The organism is Sphingomonas sp. F9_3S_D5_B_2, from assembly GCF_054263715.1.
On record NZ_JBSZFB010000003.1, the window covers coordinates 408,276 to 424,239 of the forward strand.

20 protein-coding genes are annotated in these 15,964 nt (G+C 65.8%); 9 read left to right on the forward strand and 11 right to left on the reverse strand.

Annotated features, from left to right (window positions below; translation table 11 throughout):
* The first annotated feature begins 40 nt into the window (after nucleotides 1-40).
* Complete coding sequence (locus ACUXST_RS10670) at nucleotides 41-628, forward strand: L,D-transpeptidase family protein (RefSeq protein ID WP_458389953.1); 588 nt, start codon at nucleotides 41-43, stop codon at nucleotides 626-628.
* Between the two features lie 46 nt (nucleotides 629-674).
* Here ACUXST_RS10670 and ACUXST_RS10675 read toward each other — a convergent pair whose 3' ends face one another.
* The 4 genes from ACUXST_RS10675 to ACUXST_RS10690 form a co-directional block, all read right to left on the reverse strand.
* Nucleotides 675-1,433 carry a hypothetical protein gene (locus ACUXST_RS10675; RefSeq protein ID WP_458389954.1) on the reverse strand — a complete coding sequence of 253 codons (759 nt, stop codon included), beginning with the start codon at nucleotides 1,431-1,433 and terminating at the stop codon, nucleotides 675-677.
* A 124-nt stretch (nucleotides 1,434-1,557) separates the two neighbouring features.
* Complete coding sequence (locus tag ACUXST_RS10680; RefSeq protein ID WP_458389955.1) at nucleotides 1,558-2,946, reverse strand: sensor histidine kinase; 1,389 nt, start codon at nucleotides 2,944-2,946, stop codon at nucleotides 1,558-1,560.
* A 5-nt stretch (nucleotides 2,947-2,951) separates the two neighbouring features.
* Nucleotides 2,952-3,635 carry a winged helix-turn-helix domain-containing protein gene (locus ACUXST_RS10685; protein WP_458390053.1) on the reverse strand — a complete coding sequence of 228 codons (684 nt, stop codon included), beginning with the start codon at nucleotides 3,633-3,635 and terminating at the stop codon, nucleotides 2,952-2,954.
* A gap of 119 nt (nucleotides 3,636-3,754) precedes the next feature.
* Entirely contained in the window at nucleotides 3,755-4,000 is a 246-nt protein-coding gene (locus tag ACUXST_RS10690) for a hypothetical protein (protein WP_458389956.1), read from the reverse strand.
* Nucleotides 4,001-4,256: 256 nt separating this feature from the next.
* On the opposite strand from ACUXST_RS10690, the gene ACUXST_RS10695 reads away from it, so the two are divergent.
* From ACUXST_RS10695 to ACUXST_RS10725, 7 genes are all read left to right on the forward strand, one after another.
* Nucleotides 4,257-4,712: an RrF2 family transcriptional regulator gene (locus tag ACUXST_RS10695; protein WP_458389957.1), complete on the forward strand. Its 456-nt coding sequence runs from the start codon at nucleotides 4,257-4,259 to the stop codon at nucleotides 4,710-4,712.
* 58 nt (nucleotides 4,713-4,770) lie between these two features.
* Entirely contained in the window at nucleotides 4,771-5,202 is a 432-nt protein-coding gene (locus ACUXST_RS10700; RefSeq protein ID WP_458389958.1) for a hypothetical protein, read from the forward strand.
* A 23-nt stretch (nucleotides 5,203-5,225) separates the two neighbouring features.
* Nucleotides 5,226-6,113 carry a 3-methyl-2-oxobutanoate hydroxymethyltransferase gene (gene panB / locus ACUXST_RS10705; protein ID WP_458389959.1) on the forward strand — a complete coding sequence of 296 codons (888 nt, stop codon included), beginning with the start codon at nucleotides 5,226-5,228 and terminating at the stop codon, nucleotides 6,111-6,113.
* A gap of 69 nt (nucleotides 6,114-6,182) precedes the next feature.
* Nucleotides 6,183-6,935 carry a tetratricopeptide repeat protein gene (locus ACUXST_RS10710; RefSeq protein WP_458389960.1) on the forward strand — a complete coding sequence of 251 codons (753 nt, stop codon included), beginning with the start codon at nucleotides 6,183-6,185 and terminating at the stop codon, nucleotides 6,933-6,935.
* Between the two features lie 8 nt (nucleotides 6,936-6,943).
* Nucleotides 6,944-8,275 (forward strand): outer membrane protein assembly factor BamB family protein, encoded by a 1,332-nt coding sequence (locus ACUXST_RS10715; RefSeq protein ID WP_458389961.1) that lies wholly within the window; start codon nucleotides 6,944-6,946, stop codon nucleotides 8,273-8,275.
* Between the two features lie 64 nt (nucleotides 8,276-8,339).
* Entirely contained in the window at nucleotides 8,340-9,689 is a 1,350-nt protein-coding gene (der, locus tag ACUXST_RS10720) for a ribosome biogenesis GTPase Der (protein ID WP_458389962.1), read from the forward strand.
* A 53-nt stretch (nucleotides 9,690-9,742) separates the two neighbouring features.
* On the forward strand, nucleotides 9,743-10,210 hold the full coding sequence (locus ACUXST_RS10725) for an Hpt domain-containing protein (protein ID WP_458389963.1): 468 nt from the start codon (nucleotides 9,743-9,745) through the stop codon (nucleotides 10,208-10,210).
* Between the two features lie 15 nt (nucleotides 10,211-10,225).
* Here the strand turns inward: ACUXST_RS10725 and ACUXST_RS10730 are convergent, their stop codons facing one another.
* From ACUXST_RS10730 to ACUXST_RS10755, 6 genes are all read right to left on the reverse strand, one after another.
* The gene (locus tag ACUXST_RS10730; protein WP_458389964.1) at nucleotides 10,226-10,666 is read right to left on the reverse strand and encodes a hypothetical protein; all 441 of its coding nucleotides are present in this window, start codon (nucleotides 10,664-10,666) and stop codon (nucleotides 10,226-10,228) included.
* 46 nt (nucleotides 10,667-10,712) lie between these two features.
* A complete protein-coding gene (locus ACUXST_RS10735) occupies nucleotides 10,713-11,063 on the reverse strand; it encodes a hypothetical protein (RefSeq protein WP_458389965.1) in 351 nt (116 codons plus the stop codon).
* A 65-nt stretch (nucleotides 11,064-11,128) separates the two neighbouring features.
* Nucleotides 11,129-11,692, reverse strand: a complete 564-nt coding sequence (locus tag ACUXST_RS10740; RefSeq protein ID WP_458389966.1) for a LuxR C-terminal-related transcriptional regulator — start codon at nucleotides 11,690-11,692, stop codon at nucleotides 11,129-11,131.
* 151 nt (nucleotides 11,693-11,843) lie between these two features.
* The gene (locus tag ACUXST_RS10745; RefSeq protein ID WP_458389967.1) at nucleotides 11,844-12,023 is read right to left on the reverse strand and encodes a hypothetical protein; all 180 of its coding nucleotides are present in this window, start codon (nucleotides 12,021-12,023) and stop codon (nucleotides 11,844-11,846) included.
* Nucleotides 12,024-12,071: 48 nt separating this feature from the next.
* The gene (locus ACUXST_RS10750) at nucleotides 12,072-13,550 is read right to left on the reverse strand and encodes a hypothetical protein (RefSeq protein ID WP_458389968.1); all 1,479 of its coding nucleotides are present in this window, start codon (nucleotides 13,548-13,550) and stop codon (nucleotides 12,072-12,074) included.
* An 82-nt stretch (nucleotides 13,551-13,632) separates the two neighbouring features.
* Nucleotides 13,633-14,385: a MauE/DoxX family redox-associated membrane protein gene (locus ACUXST_RS10755; RefSeq protein WP_458390054.1), complete on the reverse strand. Its 753-nt coding sequence runs from the start codon at nucleotides 14,383-14,385 to the stop codon at nucleotides 13,633-13,635.
* A 56-nt stretch (nucleotides 14,386-14,441) separates the two neighbouring features.
* On the opposite strand from ACUXST_RS10755, the gene ACUXST_RS10760 reads away from it, so the two are divergent.
* Nucleotides 14,442-14,846, forward strand: coding sequence for a MerR family transcriptional regulator (locus tag ACUXST_RS10760; protein ID WP_458389969.1), 405 nt, complete (start codon nucleotides 14,442-14,444; stop codon nucleotides 14,844-14,846).
* Nucleotides 14,847-14,856: 10 nt separating this feature from the next.
* Here the strand turns inward: ACUXST_RS10760 and ACUXST_RS10765 are convergent, their stop codons facing one another.
* A complete protein-coding gene (locus ACUXST_RS10765; RefSeq protein ID WP_458389970.1) occupies nucleotides 14,857-15,876 on the reverse strand; it encodes an aldo/keto reductase in 1,020 nt (339 codons plus the stop codon).
* Between the last annotated feature and the right edge of the window lie 88 nt (nucleotides 15,877-15,964).

Below are 15,964 nucleotides of genomic sequence, written 5' to 3' on the forward strand. Positions count from 1 at the left end.
GCGCGCTGCGGCTGGTTCGGCCATCGGAGGAGGGCCGGGAATGGGCTTGCGCAAGCTTTTGAAGTGCACGGTGCCCGCGGCAGCGGCGGCAATGATTGCGGGGTGCCAGACAGCACCCGCACCGAAGGTTGCCCAAACGCCGTTGCCGGCAGCGCCGAAGAACCAGCTTCCCTACAAGTGGACGCAGGGCAGTGCGCCGCGCGCGCACGAAGATGCCGTGGCCTTGTTCGGCCCGCTGCACCTGAAACCCGGGGAATATCTCTGGGCGACCAGCATGCCCAAGGAGAAGGACACTCGCGTCGTCGTCGACCTGCTCAGCCAGCTCTTCTACGTCTATCAGGGCGACGCCTTGGTCGGCGTGACGACAATCTCCAGCGGCAAGAAGGGGCGTGAGACGCCGCTCGGCTTCTGGTCGGTCATCCGCAAGCAGAAGCTCGGCCACAGCCGCAAGTACGACAATGCGCCCATGCCGTTCATGCAGATGTACGACGAGAAGGGCATCGCCTTCCACGCCGGCCCGAACCCCGGACGCCCGGCAAGCCACGGCTGCATTCGCTTGCCGCTGAAGTTTGCGGCGAAGCTCTACGACATGACAACGGTCGGCACGAAGCTCGTCATCGAAGGCTAGGAAGGCCGGCGAGGCCCATCAGGACCTCGCCAGTCCAAACGCATCGTCAGCCGCCGCGGCCGCCGAAGCTGTTCTCGCTGTTGTTGGTGCCAAGCGTCGCGGCGCTGTTCGGCTCGATCGTCGACTGCGGCTCGTTGCCCGGGTCGGTTGTCGTGCCCGCCGTCCCATCCATGTTGTGCTGGGCGTTGAGCTCCAGCTCTGTGTCCTGCGCCGATTGCTGCGAACCGCCGCCTGAACCGCTCGACTGGCGGTTGCTGCGCCAGCTGCTGAAGTCCTGATGGAACTGCTGCTGCCGCTCCCGGCAATAGTCCTGATAGTCGCGGTCCAGCGCGTCCATCTGCTGCTGCCGCCAGCTCAGGTAATGATCGTCCTGGTGGCTGCCGAACTGACGGTTCTGGCCGCTCGGCTGCTGGCGCGATTGGCCCTGCTGCCCGCCCCAGCTACCGCCGCCACTGCGCTGCTGTCCGTTCGGCCGATAATCATGCTCGTCGTCACGGAACCACTCGCGCGCCTGCTCCGCCGTCTGCGAGAAGAAGCCGCGGTCGTCGCCGCCGCGATCGCGTGATTGGTCCCAACCGCCGCCACGCTGCCCCTGCCAGTCGTCGACACGATCGCGCCCTTCGAACATGAAGCGGGAGTCGCCGCCGCCGCGGCCTCGCTCACCACGATATTCACCCTGGCGGCCACGCTCGCGCCACTCGTCGCGATGCTCCCCGCGCCAGTCGCCGCGATCGTTTTCGCGGCCGCCGTCAGGGTCGCGATCGCCGTATTTGCCATAGCCGTCGCCCAGATATCCGTGTGCCATGCTGTTCGTCTCCGTGCCGGTGCAAAGGCGGCCCTCACGGCCGTCCACCGCACAACGAACGAACGGCGCCGCGGCTGCGTGTTGCGGGGCCTGCGGCAACGGTCTGCCGCAACGCCTGTTCGCTTCAGACCGGCTGCGTGACCGGAGCCTCGGAGGGTGGCGCCTGGTCCGAGACCGGCAGCTGCAGCATGGCGATCAGGCCCGGTGCATTTTCCTCGAGCACCAGCTCGCCGCCATGCAGGTGGGCAATGGACCGCACGAGCGCCAGGCCCAGTCCCGCCCCCTCGTCCGAACGGCTGGAGTCCAGACGTCCGAAGCGCCGCAGCGCCTCGGTCCGGCGCTCCGCCGGTATGCCCGGTCCACGATCGGTCACTGCGATGATCAGCCGCCGCTTCTCCTTGATGGTGAGGAGGTGGATGTCGCCTCCCTCGGCGCCATAGCGGATGGCGTTCTCGACGAGGTTGCTCACCGCTTGCGCAATCAGCTGGCGGTGGCCGAAGATCGGCAGAGCGCCGGCGGTACGCTCGATGTCGAGGCGGGCGCCGGCCTCTTCCGCGACCGGCTCGTACATCTCGCAGAGCTCGGCGGTCAGCTCGCCGACGTCGAACCACGCGAACTGCTCGCGCCCGGTCATGGCTTCCGAACGGCTGATCTCAAGCGCCGTCGCGAGCATGCGAGTCAGGGAGTCCGCTTGGCGGAGGAGGTTGCCCAGGTGCTGGTCGCGCTCGCCCGGATCACTCGTCTCCGCTGCCGCATGGGCTGCGGCGCGCAAGCGGCCTACCGGTGAGCGCAAATCGTGCGCCAGCGTGTCGGTCACCATCCGCAACTCGTCCATCAGGGTCGAGATGCGGTCGAGCATCTCGTTGATGCGGTGGCCAAGACGGTCGAAGGCGTCGCCATTGTTCGACAGGGGAACACGACGGCTGAGGTCGCGCGCGGTGATGCGGCTGGTCACCTCGACGATGCCGCCGATCCGGCGCCCGACATAGTTGGCCAGGATGACACCGCACGCGAGGCCGAGCAGCACGGCCACCGCAAGGGCGATCAGCAGGGATCGTTCGATCGTCTGGCGCAGCGCGAAGCTGTCCGCGACAGTCCGGCCACTGACCAGCCACTGGCCGGTCGGCAAATGCCGGAAGTCGAGTGCAGCCTGCTCCGGCGTCGTCGCGCCCTGGAACCGCAGAAGACCGTTCCGGAATCCCTCGCGAAGCCGGCCCTGCGAGCTTGGCAGCGAGGCGAGGTTTCCGACCTGTTGGTGCCCGGAAGCATCGAACAGCGCGACGGCCGTTTGAGGGTCTCCGAAGGATGTGCTGTCCTGGATTGCATCCTGAAGCGCGGTCATGCCGCCGGTCCGATAAACGTCGGCAAGCACCGCGCCCTGCTCGATCACCTGCCGGCGCAGCGCGGAGGCTGCCTCATCGTGCGTTCGCCAGTAGATGAAGCCGAGGACGGCGAGGTTCGAAACGAGTGCGAGAAGCCCTGCCAGCAGGGCGATCCGGACGCTTGTCGGCACCCGCGCTAGGCCGCCAACATGTAGCCGGCACCTCGCACGGTGTGCAGCAGCGGCCGCTCGAACCCGTCCTCGAGCTTGCGGCGAAGCCGGCTCACATGCACATCGATGACGTTCGTGCCTGGGTCAAAATGATAGTCCCACACCTGCTCCAGAAGCATGGTGCGGGTTACCACACGGCCTTCGTTGCGGGCGAAATATTCCAGCAGAAGATATTCGCGCGGCTTGAGCTCGATCTTCTTGCCGCCGCGCTTCACTGAGCGTGCAAGCGGATCGATTTCGAGATCGCCAACCGTCAGCCGGTGATCGGCCGGGTTGAGCCGCGCCTCGCGGCGCCGCAGCAGCGCGTTCACGCGGGCCAGCAGCTCGGCAAAGGAGAATGGCTTGACGAGATAGTCGTCGGATCCGGACTCCAGCCCGTCGATCCTGTCGCCGACCGAGGCAAGCGCCGACAGGACCAGCACCGGCGTGGTCACCTGCGCAGCTCGGAGCGCTTTCAGAACCGCTATACCGTCAAGCACCGGAAGCATGCGGTCGAGGATGATGAGGTCGAAACTGCCGTCGCTGCCGCGGAACAGCCCCTCCTGACCATTGCCGGCGATCTCGACGCTATGGCCCTCCTGACCAAGGCCTTTGGCCAGGTAAGCGGCGGTCTCGGCGTCGTCTTCAACGAGCAGTATTTTGCGGCCCATGGGCTCTCCGGTGGAAATGTCTACGTCCGACAGCTTGCCGTCGGCAACAGTGGGGACCGCGCGGCGCGGATGGGCATCGAGTTCGGGCATCGTCGCCGCACCGCGCGGTTTCGATGCGACTACTTCTTTGCCGCTGCGGTGGTCTTTTTGGCAGCGATACGGGCATGGCTGACCCGGGCGTGCGTCTTCGCGCCTGCCTTGGCCTTCGCAGCCACGGGCGTAACCTTGGTCGTGACGGTCGTCGTCGCCTTGACCGTGCCCGCCTTGTTGGTCGTCGTGATCGTCTTGGCGGCCTTGGCCGGTGCAGCGAGCGCCGGAGTAGCGATCAGGCCAAGGGCAGCGAGTGTCGCAATCAGTCGTTTCATTGAAGCCTCCTGAAAATCCGGCAGCTGCCGGTGCCATTATGCCTACGAACGCCGCTCCTGCGGGCCGCTGGATGACAGGTTAAATGCAGTTCATTGCCTTGGCCCTGGTCCGCCCGGCGTCACGGGGGAACGCGCACGCCGGGCGGTCGGACTTGCTGACCCCGGGGGGTCAGGGTCCGGCGCATCTCCCCCACCTGTCGGGCGCATTAAGAGTTGTCCATGGAGGACGCGGCCCGGCAGTTGCGCTTGGCTCCCCTTGCGCTACCTTTCGCGGGTGCTCGCCCAGAAGACCCGTTATGCTCTGCGTTCGCTGCTGTTCCTGGTCGAAGAGGGCGGCGGTGTCCCAGTGCAACTTGGCCGCATCGCCGAAACCCAGCGCGTGCCGCCGAAATATCTCGAGCTCATCATGCTCGATCTGAAAAAAGCCGGCCTCGTGAAGAGCGCCCGTGGGCCCAAGGGCGGCTATCAGCTCGCCCGTGAGCCGGAGCTGATTTCGTTTGGCGAGATCGTGCGCAGCATGGAGGGGCCGATCGCCCTGGTCTCCTGCGCAAGTGTCAACTTCTACGCTCCGTGTGGTGACTGCCAGGACGAAGCCACCTGCGCGATCCGACGTGCATTCACGATCCTACGCGACCAGAGCACGGCGGTGCTCGATTCCATTTCGCTGGCCCAAGGCGCGGGCTGGGAGCAACGGCTCGGCGGCGCAATCTAGGCGTTTTGAGCACGCACGCATTTGCGCTACAATGCGGGTTCATCGGAGAGGGGGCTCCATGGAAGACGCCTACGCTTCTCGCGCCGTACCGCGCTGGTTCCTGGCTGCTGCGATTGCGTCTCTCCTGTTCATGCTGGTCGGCGTCGCCGGCTATGTGATGGACCTGGTCATGGACCCCCAGTCGCTGGGCGCACAGCAACAGGAGCTGATGGCTGCGCGGCCGATCTGGATGAAGGGCGCTTATGCCGTCGCAGTCTGGTCGGGCCTGGCGGGCGCCGTGCTCCTGCTCATGCGCAACCGCCTTGCCGAGCCGGTGCTGCTGCTCTCGCTCGTCGGGACGGTCTTCACCTTCATCCCATACGCGCTGGTGCCGGCGGTCCGGGATGCCGTGAGCAGCGCCGACATCATCGCCGGAGTCGTCGTCACCGCGATCGTCGCGTTGATCTACGCTTTCGCACGCCGGGCGTGTGGCCAAGGGTGGCTGCGGTAGCTCACGGCGGCTAAGGGTCGGCAATGTCGACCTTCACCATGGACACCAGCACCAGCCGGGCGACTCCGTCGCCGGTGCCGGGCAAGCGCACGACAGTGCCGGCGATCCGTTCGCGCAAGCTCGCCTCGGACAATGGCTTTGCCACCGAACAGCCGATCGTGATGCTCACCGCATACACCATGCGGATGGCCCAGCTGCTCGATCCGCATTGCGACATGCTGCTGGTCGGGGACAGCCTCGGCCAGGTCATTTACGGGCTGCCGTCCACCATCCCCGTTACGATGGAGATGATGTGCGCGCACGGTGCTGCCGTGGTTCGCGGCAGCTGGCATGCGCTGGTCGGCGTCGACATGCCGTTTGGCAGCTATGAGGGGTCGCCCGAGCAGGCGTTCGCCAACGCTTCCCGCATCCTCAAGGAGACCGGCTGCGCCGCCGTGAAGCTCGAAGGCGGCGACGCGATGGCGCCGACCATCGCCTTCCTGGCGACGCGCGGCATTCCGGTAATCGGCCATGTCGGCCTCACGCCCCAGGCGGTGAACGTCCTCGGCGGCTACGGGGCTCGCGGCCGCGAGGACGAGGAGGCAAGCAAGATCCTCGCCGACGCGCGGGCTGTCGCCGATGCGGGCGCTTTCTGCATCGTGGTCGAAGGCGTTCTCGAACAGATCGCCAGCGACGTTTCGCGCAACGTTGCGCCTCCGGTGATCGGCATTGGCGCCTCGGCCGACTGCGACGGGCAAGTGCTCGTCACCGACGACATGCTCGGTCTGTTCGAGCGCACGCCACGCTTCGTGAAGCGCTACGACGACCTCGCATCCCGCATTGGCGAAGCGGCGGCAGGCTATGCCGCCGAAGTCCGCGCCCGCACCTTCCCGACTCCCGACCAGACCTACCGTCCGAAAGCAGGAGCCTAGGTCGTCTGAAATCTTGCGTTTCAGCGCTTAGCAGGTAGACGGTTGGCCGCCAGCTTCCGTTAATCTGCATTGCGGAAGGAAGCCGCCGGCACCGACCGTCCATTCTATCTCGAGGCAAATTTGGCGCTGACTCCCGACCAGAGCGACACCTTCGTCCGCGAAGTCGACGAGAATCTGCGTCGCGATCAGGTTCGGGATTTCGCGAAGGACAATGCCGGTCTGCTGATTGGCGCCGTGATCCTGTTCCTCGCAGTCTGCGGCGGCCTGATTTTCTGGCACGAATATCGCGGCCGCAAGGCGCAGGAGCAGGTTGAGCAGCTCGCTCAGGTCTACACCAGCATCGATGCCGGTAACACGCGCACTGCTCCCCAGCAGCTCGACAAGCTCTCCGACAGCAGCAGTAAGGGCGTCCGCGCCTCGGCTATGTTCGGCCGCGCAGCGCTTGCGATCCAGCAGGGCGAAACCAAGCTCGCGCTCGCCAAATACCGAGAGATCGCCGGCGACGACGGACTCCCGAAATCATTTCGCGACCTCGCGCTGATCCGCCAGACGGCGCTCGAGTTTGACTCACTCCCGCCGCAGGACGTCATCTCCCGCCTGGAGCCGCTCGCGAAACCCGGCACGCCGTGGTTCGGAAGCGCCGGAGAGATGACCGCGATCGCACTGATCAAGCAGGGCAAGAAGGACCAGGCCGGACGCGTTTTCGGAGCGATGGCACGGGACAAGAGCGTTCCTGACGCAATCCGCGCGCGCTCCATTCAAATCGCCAGCACGCTCGGGGTCGATGCAAGCGACGCGATCCCGTCGGCACGCGCACAGTAGGATAGACGATGAAGAGAATGAACAGCATCCACGCGGGATTGCTCATGTCCCTGGCGCTTGCCGCCGGCGGCTGCAGCCTGCTGAAGAAGTCGACTCCGACCACGCCGGTCCTCGGCGAACGCATTCCCGTTCTCGCGGCCGAGGGCGACATCGAAGTCGACCCGGCCACTGCGGCTCTGCCGATGAGTCTTCCAGATCCGGCGGTGAACACCGAATGGACCCAGTCCGGCGGCAATCCGACCAAGTCGATGGGCCACCTGGCGCTCGGCCGCTCGCTCAGCCGCGCCTTCACCGTGCAGGCCGGGCGTGGCAGCGTCGTCACTGCCCGGCTGGCTTCGCAGCCCGTTGTTGCCGAGGGTCGCGTCTACGTCATCGACACGCTCGGGACCGTGCGCGCCTTCGACGGCCAGAGCGGCGCCCGCATCTGGGAAAGTCAGACGCCCGTCGACAAGGGTAACGAGCGGTCGCTCTACGGCGGCGGCATCGCCTACGACAACGGCATGATCTACGCGGAGAACGGCCTCGGCTACGTCTCTGCCCTCGATGTGCGCACCGGCGGGATCGTCTGGAAAGTGCGCCCGGGCGGACCACTGCGTGGCGCGCCGACGGTCTCCAACGGCGCCATCTACGTGGTCAGCCAGGACAACCAGATCTACTCGCTGAAGGAATCGGACGGCTCGACCAACTGGTCGGCCGCCGCTTCGCTGGAAGTCGCGGGGATCTTCGGCTCCGCCTCGCCCGCGGTCGGGCAGGGGACCGTCGTCGCCGGCTTCTCCTCGGGTGAACTCAACGCCTACCGCTACGAGAACGGGCGCCAGGTCTGGCAGGATGCTCTGCAGCGCACCGGAGTCACGACCAGCGTCTCGTCGCTGCTGGACGTCGACGCCGATCCGGTCATCGATCGTGGCCAGGTAATCGCCGTCGGTCAGGGCGGCCGCATGGTCGCGCTCGACATCACCAGCGGCCAGCGCATCTGGGAGCTCAACATCGCCGGCATTGCGACGCCGTGGGTGACGGCCGACTGGGTGTGGGTCGTGACCAACGACGCCCGCCTGCTCTGCATCTCCCGTGCGAACGGACACGTCCGCTGGATCCAGAAGCTGCCGCAGTTCCAGAAGGCGAAGTCGAAGAAGGGCCAGATCGACTATTCAGGTCCCGTGCTCGCGGGCGGGCGCCTCGTGCTGACCGGCTCGAACGGCGTGATCGTCCACATCGACCCGACCAACGGCTCCTTCCTCAGCCAGACGACTGCCGGTGCAGGGGCAAGCCTTGCGCCCGTCGTCGCCAATTCGACTCTTTACATCCTCGACGACCAGGGCCGCCTGAGCGCCTTCCGTTAAAGAGCGTCACCGCGGCTCCGAAGCGCTTCTCGCAATGGCGATGCGCTTCGGCTAGGCGCGCGCAATGCCAGTGCCCACCGTCGCAATCGTCGGCCGCCCGAACGTCGGCAAGTCGACCCTTTTCAACCGGCTGGTCGGCAAGCGTCTCGCGTTGGTGGACGACCGCCCAGGGGTCACCCGTGACCGGCGCGAGGGTGACGCGAAGCTGCTCGGGCTCGAGTTCCGGGTGATCGACACCGCCGGCTTCGAGGACGAGGACCCGCAGACACTTCCCGGACGCATGCGACAGCAGACGGAGGCCGCTGTGCGTGATGCCGACGTCGCGCTGTTTCTGATTGATGCGCGTGAGGGTCTTACGCCGCTCGACGAGGAAATCGGCCGCTGGCTCCGGGCGGAATCGACGCCCGTCGTGGTCGTCGGCAACAAGGCCGAAAGCCGTGCCGGCGAGTCCGGGATCCTCGACGCCTACCGGCTTGGGCTTGGCGAACCGATCGCCATCAGCGCCGAGCATGGCGAAGGCGTCGCCGACCTGTTCGGAGCGCTGCTGCCGCTGGTCGAGCGAGACGAGCTCGAAGAGGAAGAGGAGCCCGGCGAAGGCGCGACGCTCAAGATCGCCATCGTTGGCCGCCCGAACGCCGGCAAGTCGACGCTGGTCAACCGCATGCTGGGCCAGGAGCGTATGATCACGGGACCGGAGGCCGGGATCACCCGTGATTCGATCAGCCTCGACTGGGAGTGGAACGGCCGCCCGGTCCGGCTTGTCGACACCGCCGGGTTGCGCAAGCGCGCCAAGGTCGAAGACAAGCTCGAGCGCCTGTCTGCGAACGACACCAAGCGGGCTATCGACTATGCGGAAGTGGTCGTCCTCCTGCTCGACGCGACGCGCGGGCTTGAGGCTCAGGACCTGCGCATCGCGAGCCAGGTGCTGGAAGAAGGTCGCGCGCTGATCATCGCGCTCAACAAATGGGACGTCGCGGAGAATGCCTCCTCGCTGTTCAATGGCATCAAGGCGGCGCTCCAGGAAGGTCTCGCCCAGCTTCGCGACGTGCCCCTGCTCACCGTGTCCGCCAAGACCGGCAAGGGCACCGACACGCTCCTGGAAGTCGCATTCGACCTCCGCGAGGCATGGAGCCGCCGCGTCGGTACGGGCGAGCTCAACCGCTGGTTCGAGGCTGCGACTGACACCAACCCGCCGCCTGCTCCAAAGGGCAAGCGGATCAAGCTTCGTTACATCACCCAGGTGAAGTCACGGCCGCCGAGTTTCGTGGTGTTCGGCAATCGCACCGATGAACTCCCGGAGAGCTATCGCCGATACCTGGTGAACGCACTCCGGCGGGACCTCAATCTCGGTGCCGTGCCGGTGCGGCTCGAGTTCCGCGGGCGAAGCAACCCCTTCGACCGCGACCGTCGCTGAGCGCCGATAAGCCAAAGTTTACTCTTTGCGGCCTAATCCATTCCCGTGGGACCATGCCCGCGGTGATCGGGATCGAGGAAAAGGCATTGAACGACGACACGCTCGACATCGTCGACTGGGCACTTTTCGAGAAGTACCGAACGGAACTGGGGCCCAGCTTCATCCGAATTCTCAGCTATTTCCGTGAGGACGGCGCCAAGTCCGTGTCGCAGATCGAGCAGGCCATGCGCGAGGAGAACACGGTCGCGCTCGTGCTCCCGGCGCACACCATAAAAGGCGAATCGCGCCAGCTCGGCGCAGAGCCGCTCGCCAAGATCGCGGAACTGATCGAATCGACCTCGCGGCTGTGCGTGGAAACGCACCGCTTCCCCGACGAGCTCGTCCCGCAGGTCGTCAAGTTGCGGGCCCTGTTCGCGGATACCGTCGAGCTGTTCGACAAGGCGACGAACCCGCTGATGACGCGCGCTGCGCCCGGCGGCTTCGGGCGCAAGGCCAATAACCAGAGCTTCGGCCGCTTCTAAGCAGCCAGGCACCGCTCAATAGGCGCCCGCTTCGGCATCGGGCATTGGTCCCGTGCGACGATGCGCCCGCCAGGTGCCGACCGCCAGGATGATCAGGATCGGATAGCTCCAGAAGGCGATTGCCGCGCCATAGGCGAGCGGGATCAGTCGGACGTCGATCGCCTTGAGGACGTGCGCCATCGTGCTCGTCAGTTGCAGGCCTGCGACCCACAACGGCCAGAAGCGGGTCGAGCGGAGTGCAACGGCAACGAAGCTCGCCAACACCGCCAGGTCGACCAGCAGCAGGCCCATCTCGACGCCCGTGTAACGGACGCTCAGCGGCGAAAACGCGGCCCGGGAAGCGAGCGTCGCTCCCAGGCAGACGGCCGCGACCACCCGCTCGTCGCCGCGGCCTCGCCAAAGCGCGTAGCCGCAGCTGAGAACAAGTAGGGCCCGGAAGAAATATTGATGCGGCATTGTTGAACGACTGGACCACATCGCCGTGGCCCGGTCAAAGCCCCTGTCAGGCGACGATTCGCAGGTCGGCGCGCGCGCTTCCGCTCGCCGGCGGGCAGTCGCCGTCATCGCCCCATCCGACCGTGCGCAGTCCGGGGATGGTGCGCTTCGTCTCGACGAGCGCTGAATGGCAGCTTCCGATGCTGCCGCGAGCGGCGATCAGGTCGCGGGTGGTTGCCCCAAGCTCCTGGAAGGCGGCGTGGCTGGCGGTGAAGCCGGCATTCGTGACCGTGCGCGCGTGGACCATCTTGGTCTGCAGCTCGGCCAGTTCGACGAGCGCGGCCTCGATACTCTCCTCGACGGCGCGAATCTGGGTGGCGACTTCGTAAGCGGCGTTTTCCATCATCTGCTTGCGCATGACTGTCCCTTCCCCGGCGCAGCGGCGCCGAAGTGGCTGTCGGTCCGATCAAAGTGTCGGTGTGCTTAGTGGTGAAGCAACCTGGAGAGGCTTTCGAGCCCGGCGAGATACATGCCCGCCGAGAACGCTGCTCCGGCCGCGATCGCCGCGATCCAGAACAACCTCTGACCGACGCTCATCTCATTCCGGGGTTGGCTCCTGGTTGCATACGGCAGTTGCAGGGAAGGGCCGAAAGTGACGGCCCGTTGCTCGGTCCGGAAACCGGCCCCTTCGTCCTTCCCTGCACGGTCAGCGTGCCGAATCTGAAGTCTGACCGCCGCATCGGAATGGTCGCCGGAACCCTCGTCCTCAATGTACGGCGTTTGATGTATCAAGCGTTGATATGGCCCGCAGTGTTGCGCCACCAGCCGTGCCGCCTGCGTCCGCCGTTCGACTCCGAGGATGTGGAGCGCGCCGCGGATCCGTTGGTCGACGGTGTGCGGAGATATGGCCAGTTCCGCTGCGATCTCCTTGGACGAGTAGTGCGCATCGACGAGCCGCAGGCAGTCCAGCTGGCCCGAGCTTAGACGGGCCATTCGCGATGAAATGTCATCGTTGCCGCCGGCTTGGTCCAAACGGGTCCGAGCCACGATCGGCTCCTCCTTCAAAGCAACTGTCGACGCCCGCATCACAGCCCCTCCGCGAGTCAGATGAAAGGGCATAGCGGACAAATCAGTCCAATTCAGCGACTTTCGATGAATTGCACTGTGCAACTGACATGGGTCGGGCACAACCCTCCGCTCAGCGCAGCTTGGCGATCTTCAGTCCGTCGTCCTTCGCCCGCTGCTTCACCGATTCTTCGCTGCGGGTGAGCGCCTTGGCAATGGCTTTGAGGGCCATCCCCTTGCCTGCAAGCGTATGCAGCTTCTGGATCTCGTCCTGCCGCCACGGCTGCCGGTGCCGCTCGAAACGTTCGCTCATTGGCCGCTCCCCCGCAATTTCCGGAGCGGCTTATGCTTGGATCGCCGATCAGTCGAGCTTCAGCCGTACGAAGCCCATCGCACCAGTCGGATGATTTCCACCGTAAGACGCCGCCAGAGAGTCCGGCACGAAGTTGACGGAAAACAGGCCGCCCACCCCGGCGGAAAGGTGATCGGCGATACGGAAATCTCGCACCGCACCTGCCGAGACCTTGCCGACGCGCAATGCCGGCCCATGCGCCGCCTGCGCAAGCTCGCGGTTCTCGGTAAGCTCGCCCCGGCCGAACAGCGTCCATCGTGCATGCTTGAGCGACGCCTCGGCAGCGAAGCCGTCGTCACTGTGCTCTTCGGCCGACCTGCGGCCCCAGGCGAGCGTCGCCGCCGCCTTCCAGCCCGGCGCAACCTCGTTCGCCCACAGCGCGCTTGCCGACCAGCGCGTCTGGTCGACACCCGGCTCAAGCTGCTCGGGATCCTTGAACCGTCCCCAGCTGCCCTGCAGCGCCAGCGTGCGCGATGGATTCCACGACACGCGAAGCGAGGTCGAATCGAGCGATCCCGTCTCAAGGTCCCAGCGACGCTGGTCCGGCTCCCGAGCGTTGAACCGGCTGGCCTCGATCTTGAGTCTGTCGAGCACGACACCGCCGGTAACCACGCCGAAGGTGATGTGGGTGGAATCAAGCCAATGGTGAGTGATCGGCGCTTCGGGCGAATCCAGGATCGCCTCGCGATGCATGAAGGCTGGCGGCCCGAAGGCCGGCTCCCCGGGCAGTCCGGCGTACAGGAACACGCTGCTGTTCGGGCCGACGTTCTGCGAAACCGAAGCGGACAGCTCCATGAACAGGTCGTGCGGATGCTGTCGGTCGACCAGCCGGTCCGTGCCGTTCGCCGTTTCCCCGGCGGCGAGGAGGAGCGGATAACCGCTCCGTCCCATCAGCGGGTCGGGACTGACCATCGCCTTCAACTGCAGCGTCCCGTCGCCGAGCGGCCGCCGCGCCATGCCCATCAGCATTCCCGATGCGAACGCCTTCTCATCGCCTCGCCGCCCGCCTTGCCGATCATAGACCAGGTTGAGCACGCCGTGCGCCATGAGCGTCCAGCCGCCGCTCATCGCGTGAATCTCGCTATGCTCCGTCGTGTCCGGCTGCCAGGCCGTGCCGGAAGACTCGCGCTCCATCGGATAGGGTCCGAGCGCGCCGGTCATGGTCATTGGACCACTTGCATGCTCCCCGGCTGGCATCATCATGCCGCGCATCTCGGAATGGTCCATCGGAGTAGCCGGCTGCGGTTGGGTCGGCGTTGCCATGGACATCGCGCCGTGGTCCATTTGCCGATGGTCCGTCGGCAGCGCCTCCGGCTTCGAAGCCGCTGACCTGGCTTGAGGCTGCGTCCGCTTCGGATGCGCACCGACGGGCGGCCTCGGCGTGGCGGACCGCCTCTTTGCCGGGCGCGTCTTGGACCCTGCCTTGCGAATTGCCTTCTTGGCTGCCGCTTTCGGGGTCACCGGCATGGTCATGCCGGGCATGTTCATCGTCTGCGCCTCCGCGGGAACAGCGGCAGCGCCGAAAGCCAATGCGCTTACTGCGCCTAACAATTTCATCTTCACGCGACGCTTACCCCATCACGGCCATGAACACGGCCATGACGATCATCATCAGGTTCTCGGTCAGCGACACGAAGCCCAGCGGCACGTTGCTCGCGCCGCCGACGCACGCGCACTTGAGCGAGCGCTTGTCGATGTAAACCGCCTTGAACACGGACACCGCGCCGATCGTCCCGATGAACAGTGCGACCGGTACGGACACCCAGTTCAGAACGCCTGCGGTCATCAGCACGCCGGCAAGCCCTTCCGCGAACGGGTAGACGTACCCGTACGGCACCCAGCGCTTTGCCAGCAGGTCGTAGTTGAGGAACATGGTCGAGAATGTCTCGACGTTCTGCAGCTTCAGGAGCGCGAGCACCGTCATCGAGAAGGACACGAACCACATGGCGGCGCGGACGGTCAGGGCATCACCGGTCGCAGCATAGCTTGCCGCAAGCGCGAGCAGCGCCGTCATCGCGAACAGGGCGAGAACCGGGCGGTAGCTGGTCGCCTTGGCATCGGCGACGCGTTTGCCAAAAAAGCGACGCAGGTCGTCGTAGCCGCCGATCCGCTGCCCGGCGATGAACACCTGGGGAGTGGTTGCGACATCGTGCTGCGCCTTGAACGCGTCGGTCTCGGCGCGCGTCTTCAGGGGGTGATCTTCTACCTTATAGCCTTGCCGCCGAAGCAGCTCGCGCGCCTTCAGGCCGTAAGGGCAGGTGTGCTCCGGCATCACCATCCGGTACAGCACGGCGCGCTTCGCGGCCGTCGGATGGTTCGACATCTCGGACATGGCAGGGCTCCTTGAGTTCATGTCCGGACCCATATAGGTTCCGTACCATGGTACAGAGTCAAGAGACCCCGCCGCTTACCATCGGCAAACTTGCGGCGGCTGCCGGCGTCGGTGTCGAAACCGTCCGATTCTACCAGCGGCGCAACCTGCTTGAGACGCCAACGCGCGAGGCCGGTGTCCGTCGCTACGACTCGGAAGATCTGCGCCGCCTTCGCTTCATCCGCCAGGCGCAGACCGCCGGCTTCACGCTCGGAGAAATCCGCGAGCTACTCGAACTCGACGCCAGCGAGGACAGGAGCCGAGCGCGGGAGCTTGCTCAGACCAGGATCGAAGCACTCGGCGAGAAGATCGCCGAACTCGAACGTGCCCGCGATGCTCTGCGGCGGCTCGCCGGAGAATGCGCGTCCGGTTCAGCCGGTCCCTGCCCGATTCTCACCTCGTTCGGCGTCTGACGCCCGATCGTCAGGCGTTCTCTTTCACAGGCGCTTCCCGGCCGACCATCGCCATCTGCGCCGGAGCATAGCGGTCGCCCGCGGTCTGGATCGTCGCCGCACCCTCATCGATCTCGCGCAGGTCGTCGGGCGTCAGCTGGACCTCGACTGCGCCGATGTTCTCTTCGAGCCTGTGGAGCTTCGTCGTGCCGGGAATTGGCACCACGTAGGGACGCTGGGCAAGCAGCCATGCGAGCGCAACCTGCGCCGGTGTCGCGCCCTTCTCGGCCGCTACACGCTTCAGCAGGTCGACGAACGCCAGGTTCGTTTCCATCGCTTCCGGCGAAAAGCGCGGGCTTGAATTGCGGAAGTCGTTCTCCGCCAGCTTGGTGTCCTTGGTAATCGCACCCGTCAGGAAACCGCGTCCGAGCGGCGAATAAGGCACGAACCCAATCCCCAGCTCGTCGCAGGCGTCGAGAATGCCGCCGGTTTGGGGCGCTCGCCACCAGAGCGAGAACTCGTTCTGAAGCGCAGTCACCGGCTGCACCGCATGCGCACGACGGAGCGTCTGCACGCCGGGCTCCGACATGCCGAAATGCCTGACCTTGCCCTCGCCGATCATCGCCTTGACCGTCCCTGCGATGTCTTCGATCGGCACGTCCGGGTCGACCCGGTGCTGATAGAGCAGGTCGATGGTCTCGATGCCAAGCCGCCGGAGAGAGCCTTCCACGGCCTGCCGGATGCGCTCCGGCCGGCTGGTCACGCCGCGGTTCTCCCGCGTCTCCGGATCGATGTCGAAGCCGAACTTCGTGGCGATGACCACCCGATCCCGGACCGGCCGCAGCGCCTCGCCGACGACCTCTTCATTGACGAACGGTCCATAGACTTCGGCCGTGTCGAAGAAGGTCACGCCCCGCTCCACCGCGCCGCGGATCAGCGCGACGCCATCATCCTTCGACAGCGGCGTGCCATAGCTCTGGCTGATGCCCATGCACCCGAGGCCGATCGCAGATACCCGAAGTCCGCTGTTGCCGAGTTCACGCGTCTGCATTGGCTTGGGTCCTCCAGGCAGGAAACTACACACACGTTCAGGCGGGGCATCGAGTTCCGGCCCTCGTTCCGAACGGTGCCGCGGTTGC

What these genes read in the sequence shown, in the direction of transcription:
- ACUXST_RS10670 (WP_458389953.1), top strand. Translation starts at nt 41, where the DNA reads ATGGGCTTGCGCAAGCTTTTGAAGTGCACGGTGCCCGCGGCAGCGGCG.
- ACUXST_RS10675 (WP_458389954.1), bottom strand. Translation starts at nt 1,433, where the DNA reads ATGGCACACGGATATCTGGGCGACGGCTATGGCAAATACGGCGATCGC.
- ACUXST_RS10685 (WP_458390053.1), bottom strand. Translation starts at nt 3,635, where the DNA reads ATGGGCCGCAAAATACTGCTCGTTGAAGACGACGCCGAGACCGCCGCT.
- ACUXST_RS10690 (WP_458389956.1), bottom strand. Translation starts at nt 4,000, where the DNA reads ATGAAACGACTGATTGCGACACTCGCTGCCCTTGGCCTGATCGCTACT.
- ACUXST_RS10700 (WP_458389958.1), top strand. Translation starts at nt 4,771, where the DNA reads ATGGAAGACGCCTACGCTTCTCGCGCCGTACCGCGCTGGTTCCTGGCT.
- panB (WP_458389959.1), top strand. Translation starts at nt 5,226, where the DNA reads ATGTCGACCTTCACCATGGACACCAGCACCAGCCGGGCGACTCCGTCG.
- ACUXST_RS10715 (WP_458389961.1), top strand. Translation starts at nt 6,944, where the DNA reads ATGAAGAGAATGAACAGCATCCACGCGGGATTGCTCATGTCCCTGGCG.
- der (WP_458389962.1), top strand. Translation starts at nt 8,340, where the DNA reads ATGCCAGTGCCCACCGTCGCAATCGTCGGCCGCCCGAACGTCGGCAAG.
- ACUXST_RS10725 (WP_458389963.1), top strand. Translation starts at nt 9,743, where the DNA reads ATGCCCGCGGTGATCGGGATCGAGGAAAAGGCATTGAACGACGACACG.
- ACUXST_RS10730 (WP_458389964.1), bottom strand. Translation starts at nt 10,666, where the DNA reads ATGCCGCATCAATATTTCTTCCGGGCCCTACTTGTTCTCAGCTGCGGC.
- ACUXST_RS10735 (WP_458389965.1), bottom strand. Translation starts at nt 11,063, where the DNA reads ATGCGCAAGCAGATGATGGAAAACGCCGCTTACGAAGTCGCCACCCAG.
- ACUXST_RS10745 (WP_458389967.1), bottom strand. Translation starts at nt 12,023, where the DNA reads ATGAGCGAACGTTTCGAGCGGCACCGGCAGCCGTGGCGGCAGGACGAG.
- ACUXST_RS10750 (WP_458389968.1), bottom strand. Translation starts at nt 13,550, where the DNA reads ATGAACATGCCCGGCATGACCATGCCGGTGACCCCGAAAGCGGCAGCC.
- ACUXST_RS10755 (WP_458390054.1), bottom strand. Translation starts at nt 14,385, where the DNA reads ATGTCGAACCATCCGACGGCCGCGAAGCGCGCCGTGCTGTACCGGATG.
- ACUXST_RS10760 (WP_458389969.1), top strand. Translation starts at nt 14,442, where the DNA reads ATGGTACAGAGTCAAGAGACCCCGCCGCTTACCATCGGCAAACTTGCG.
- ACUXST_RS10765 (WP_458389970.1), bottom strand. Translation starts at nt 15,876, where the DNA reads ATGCAGACGCGTGAACTCGGCAACAGCGGACTTCGGGTATCTGCGATC.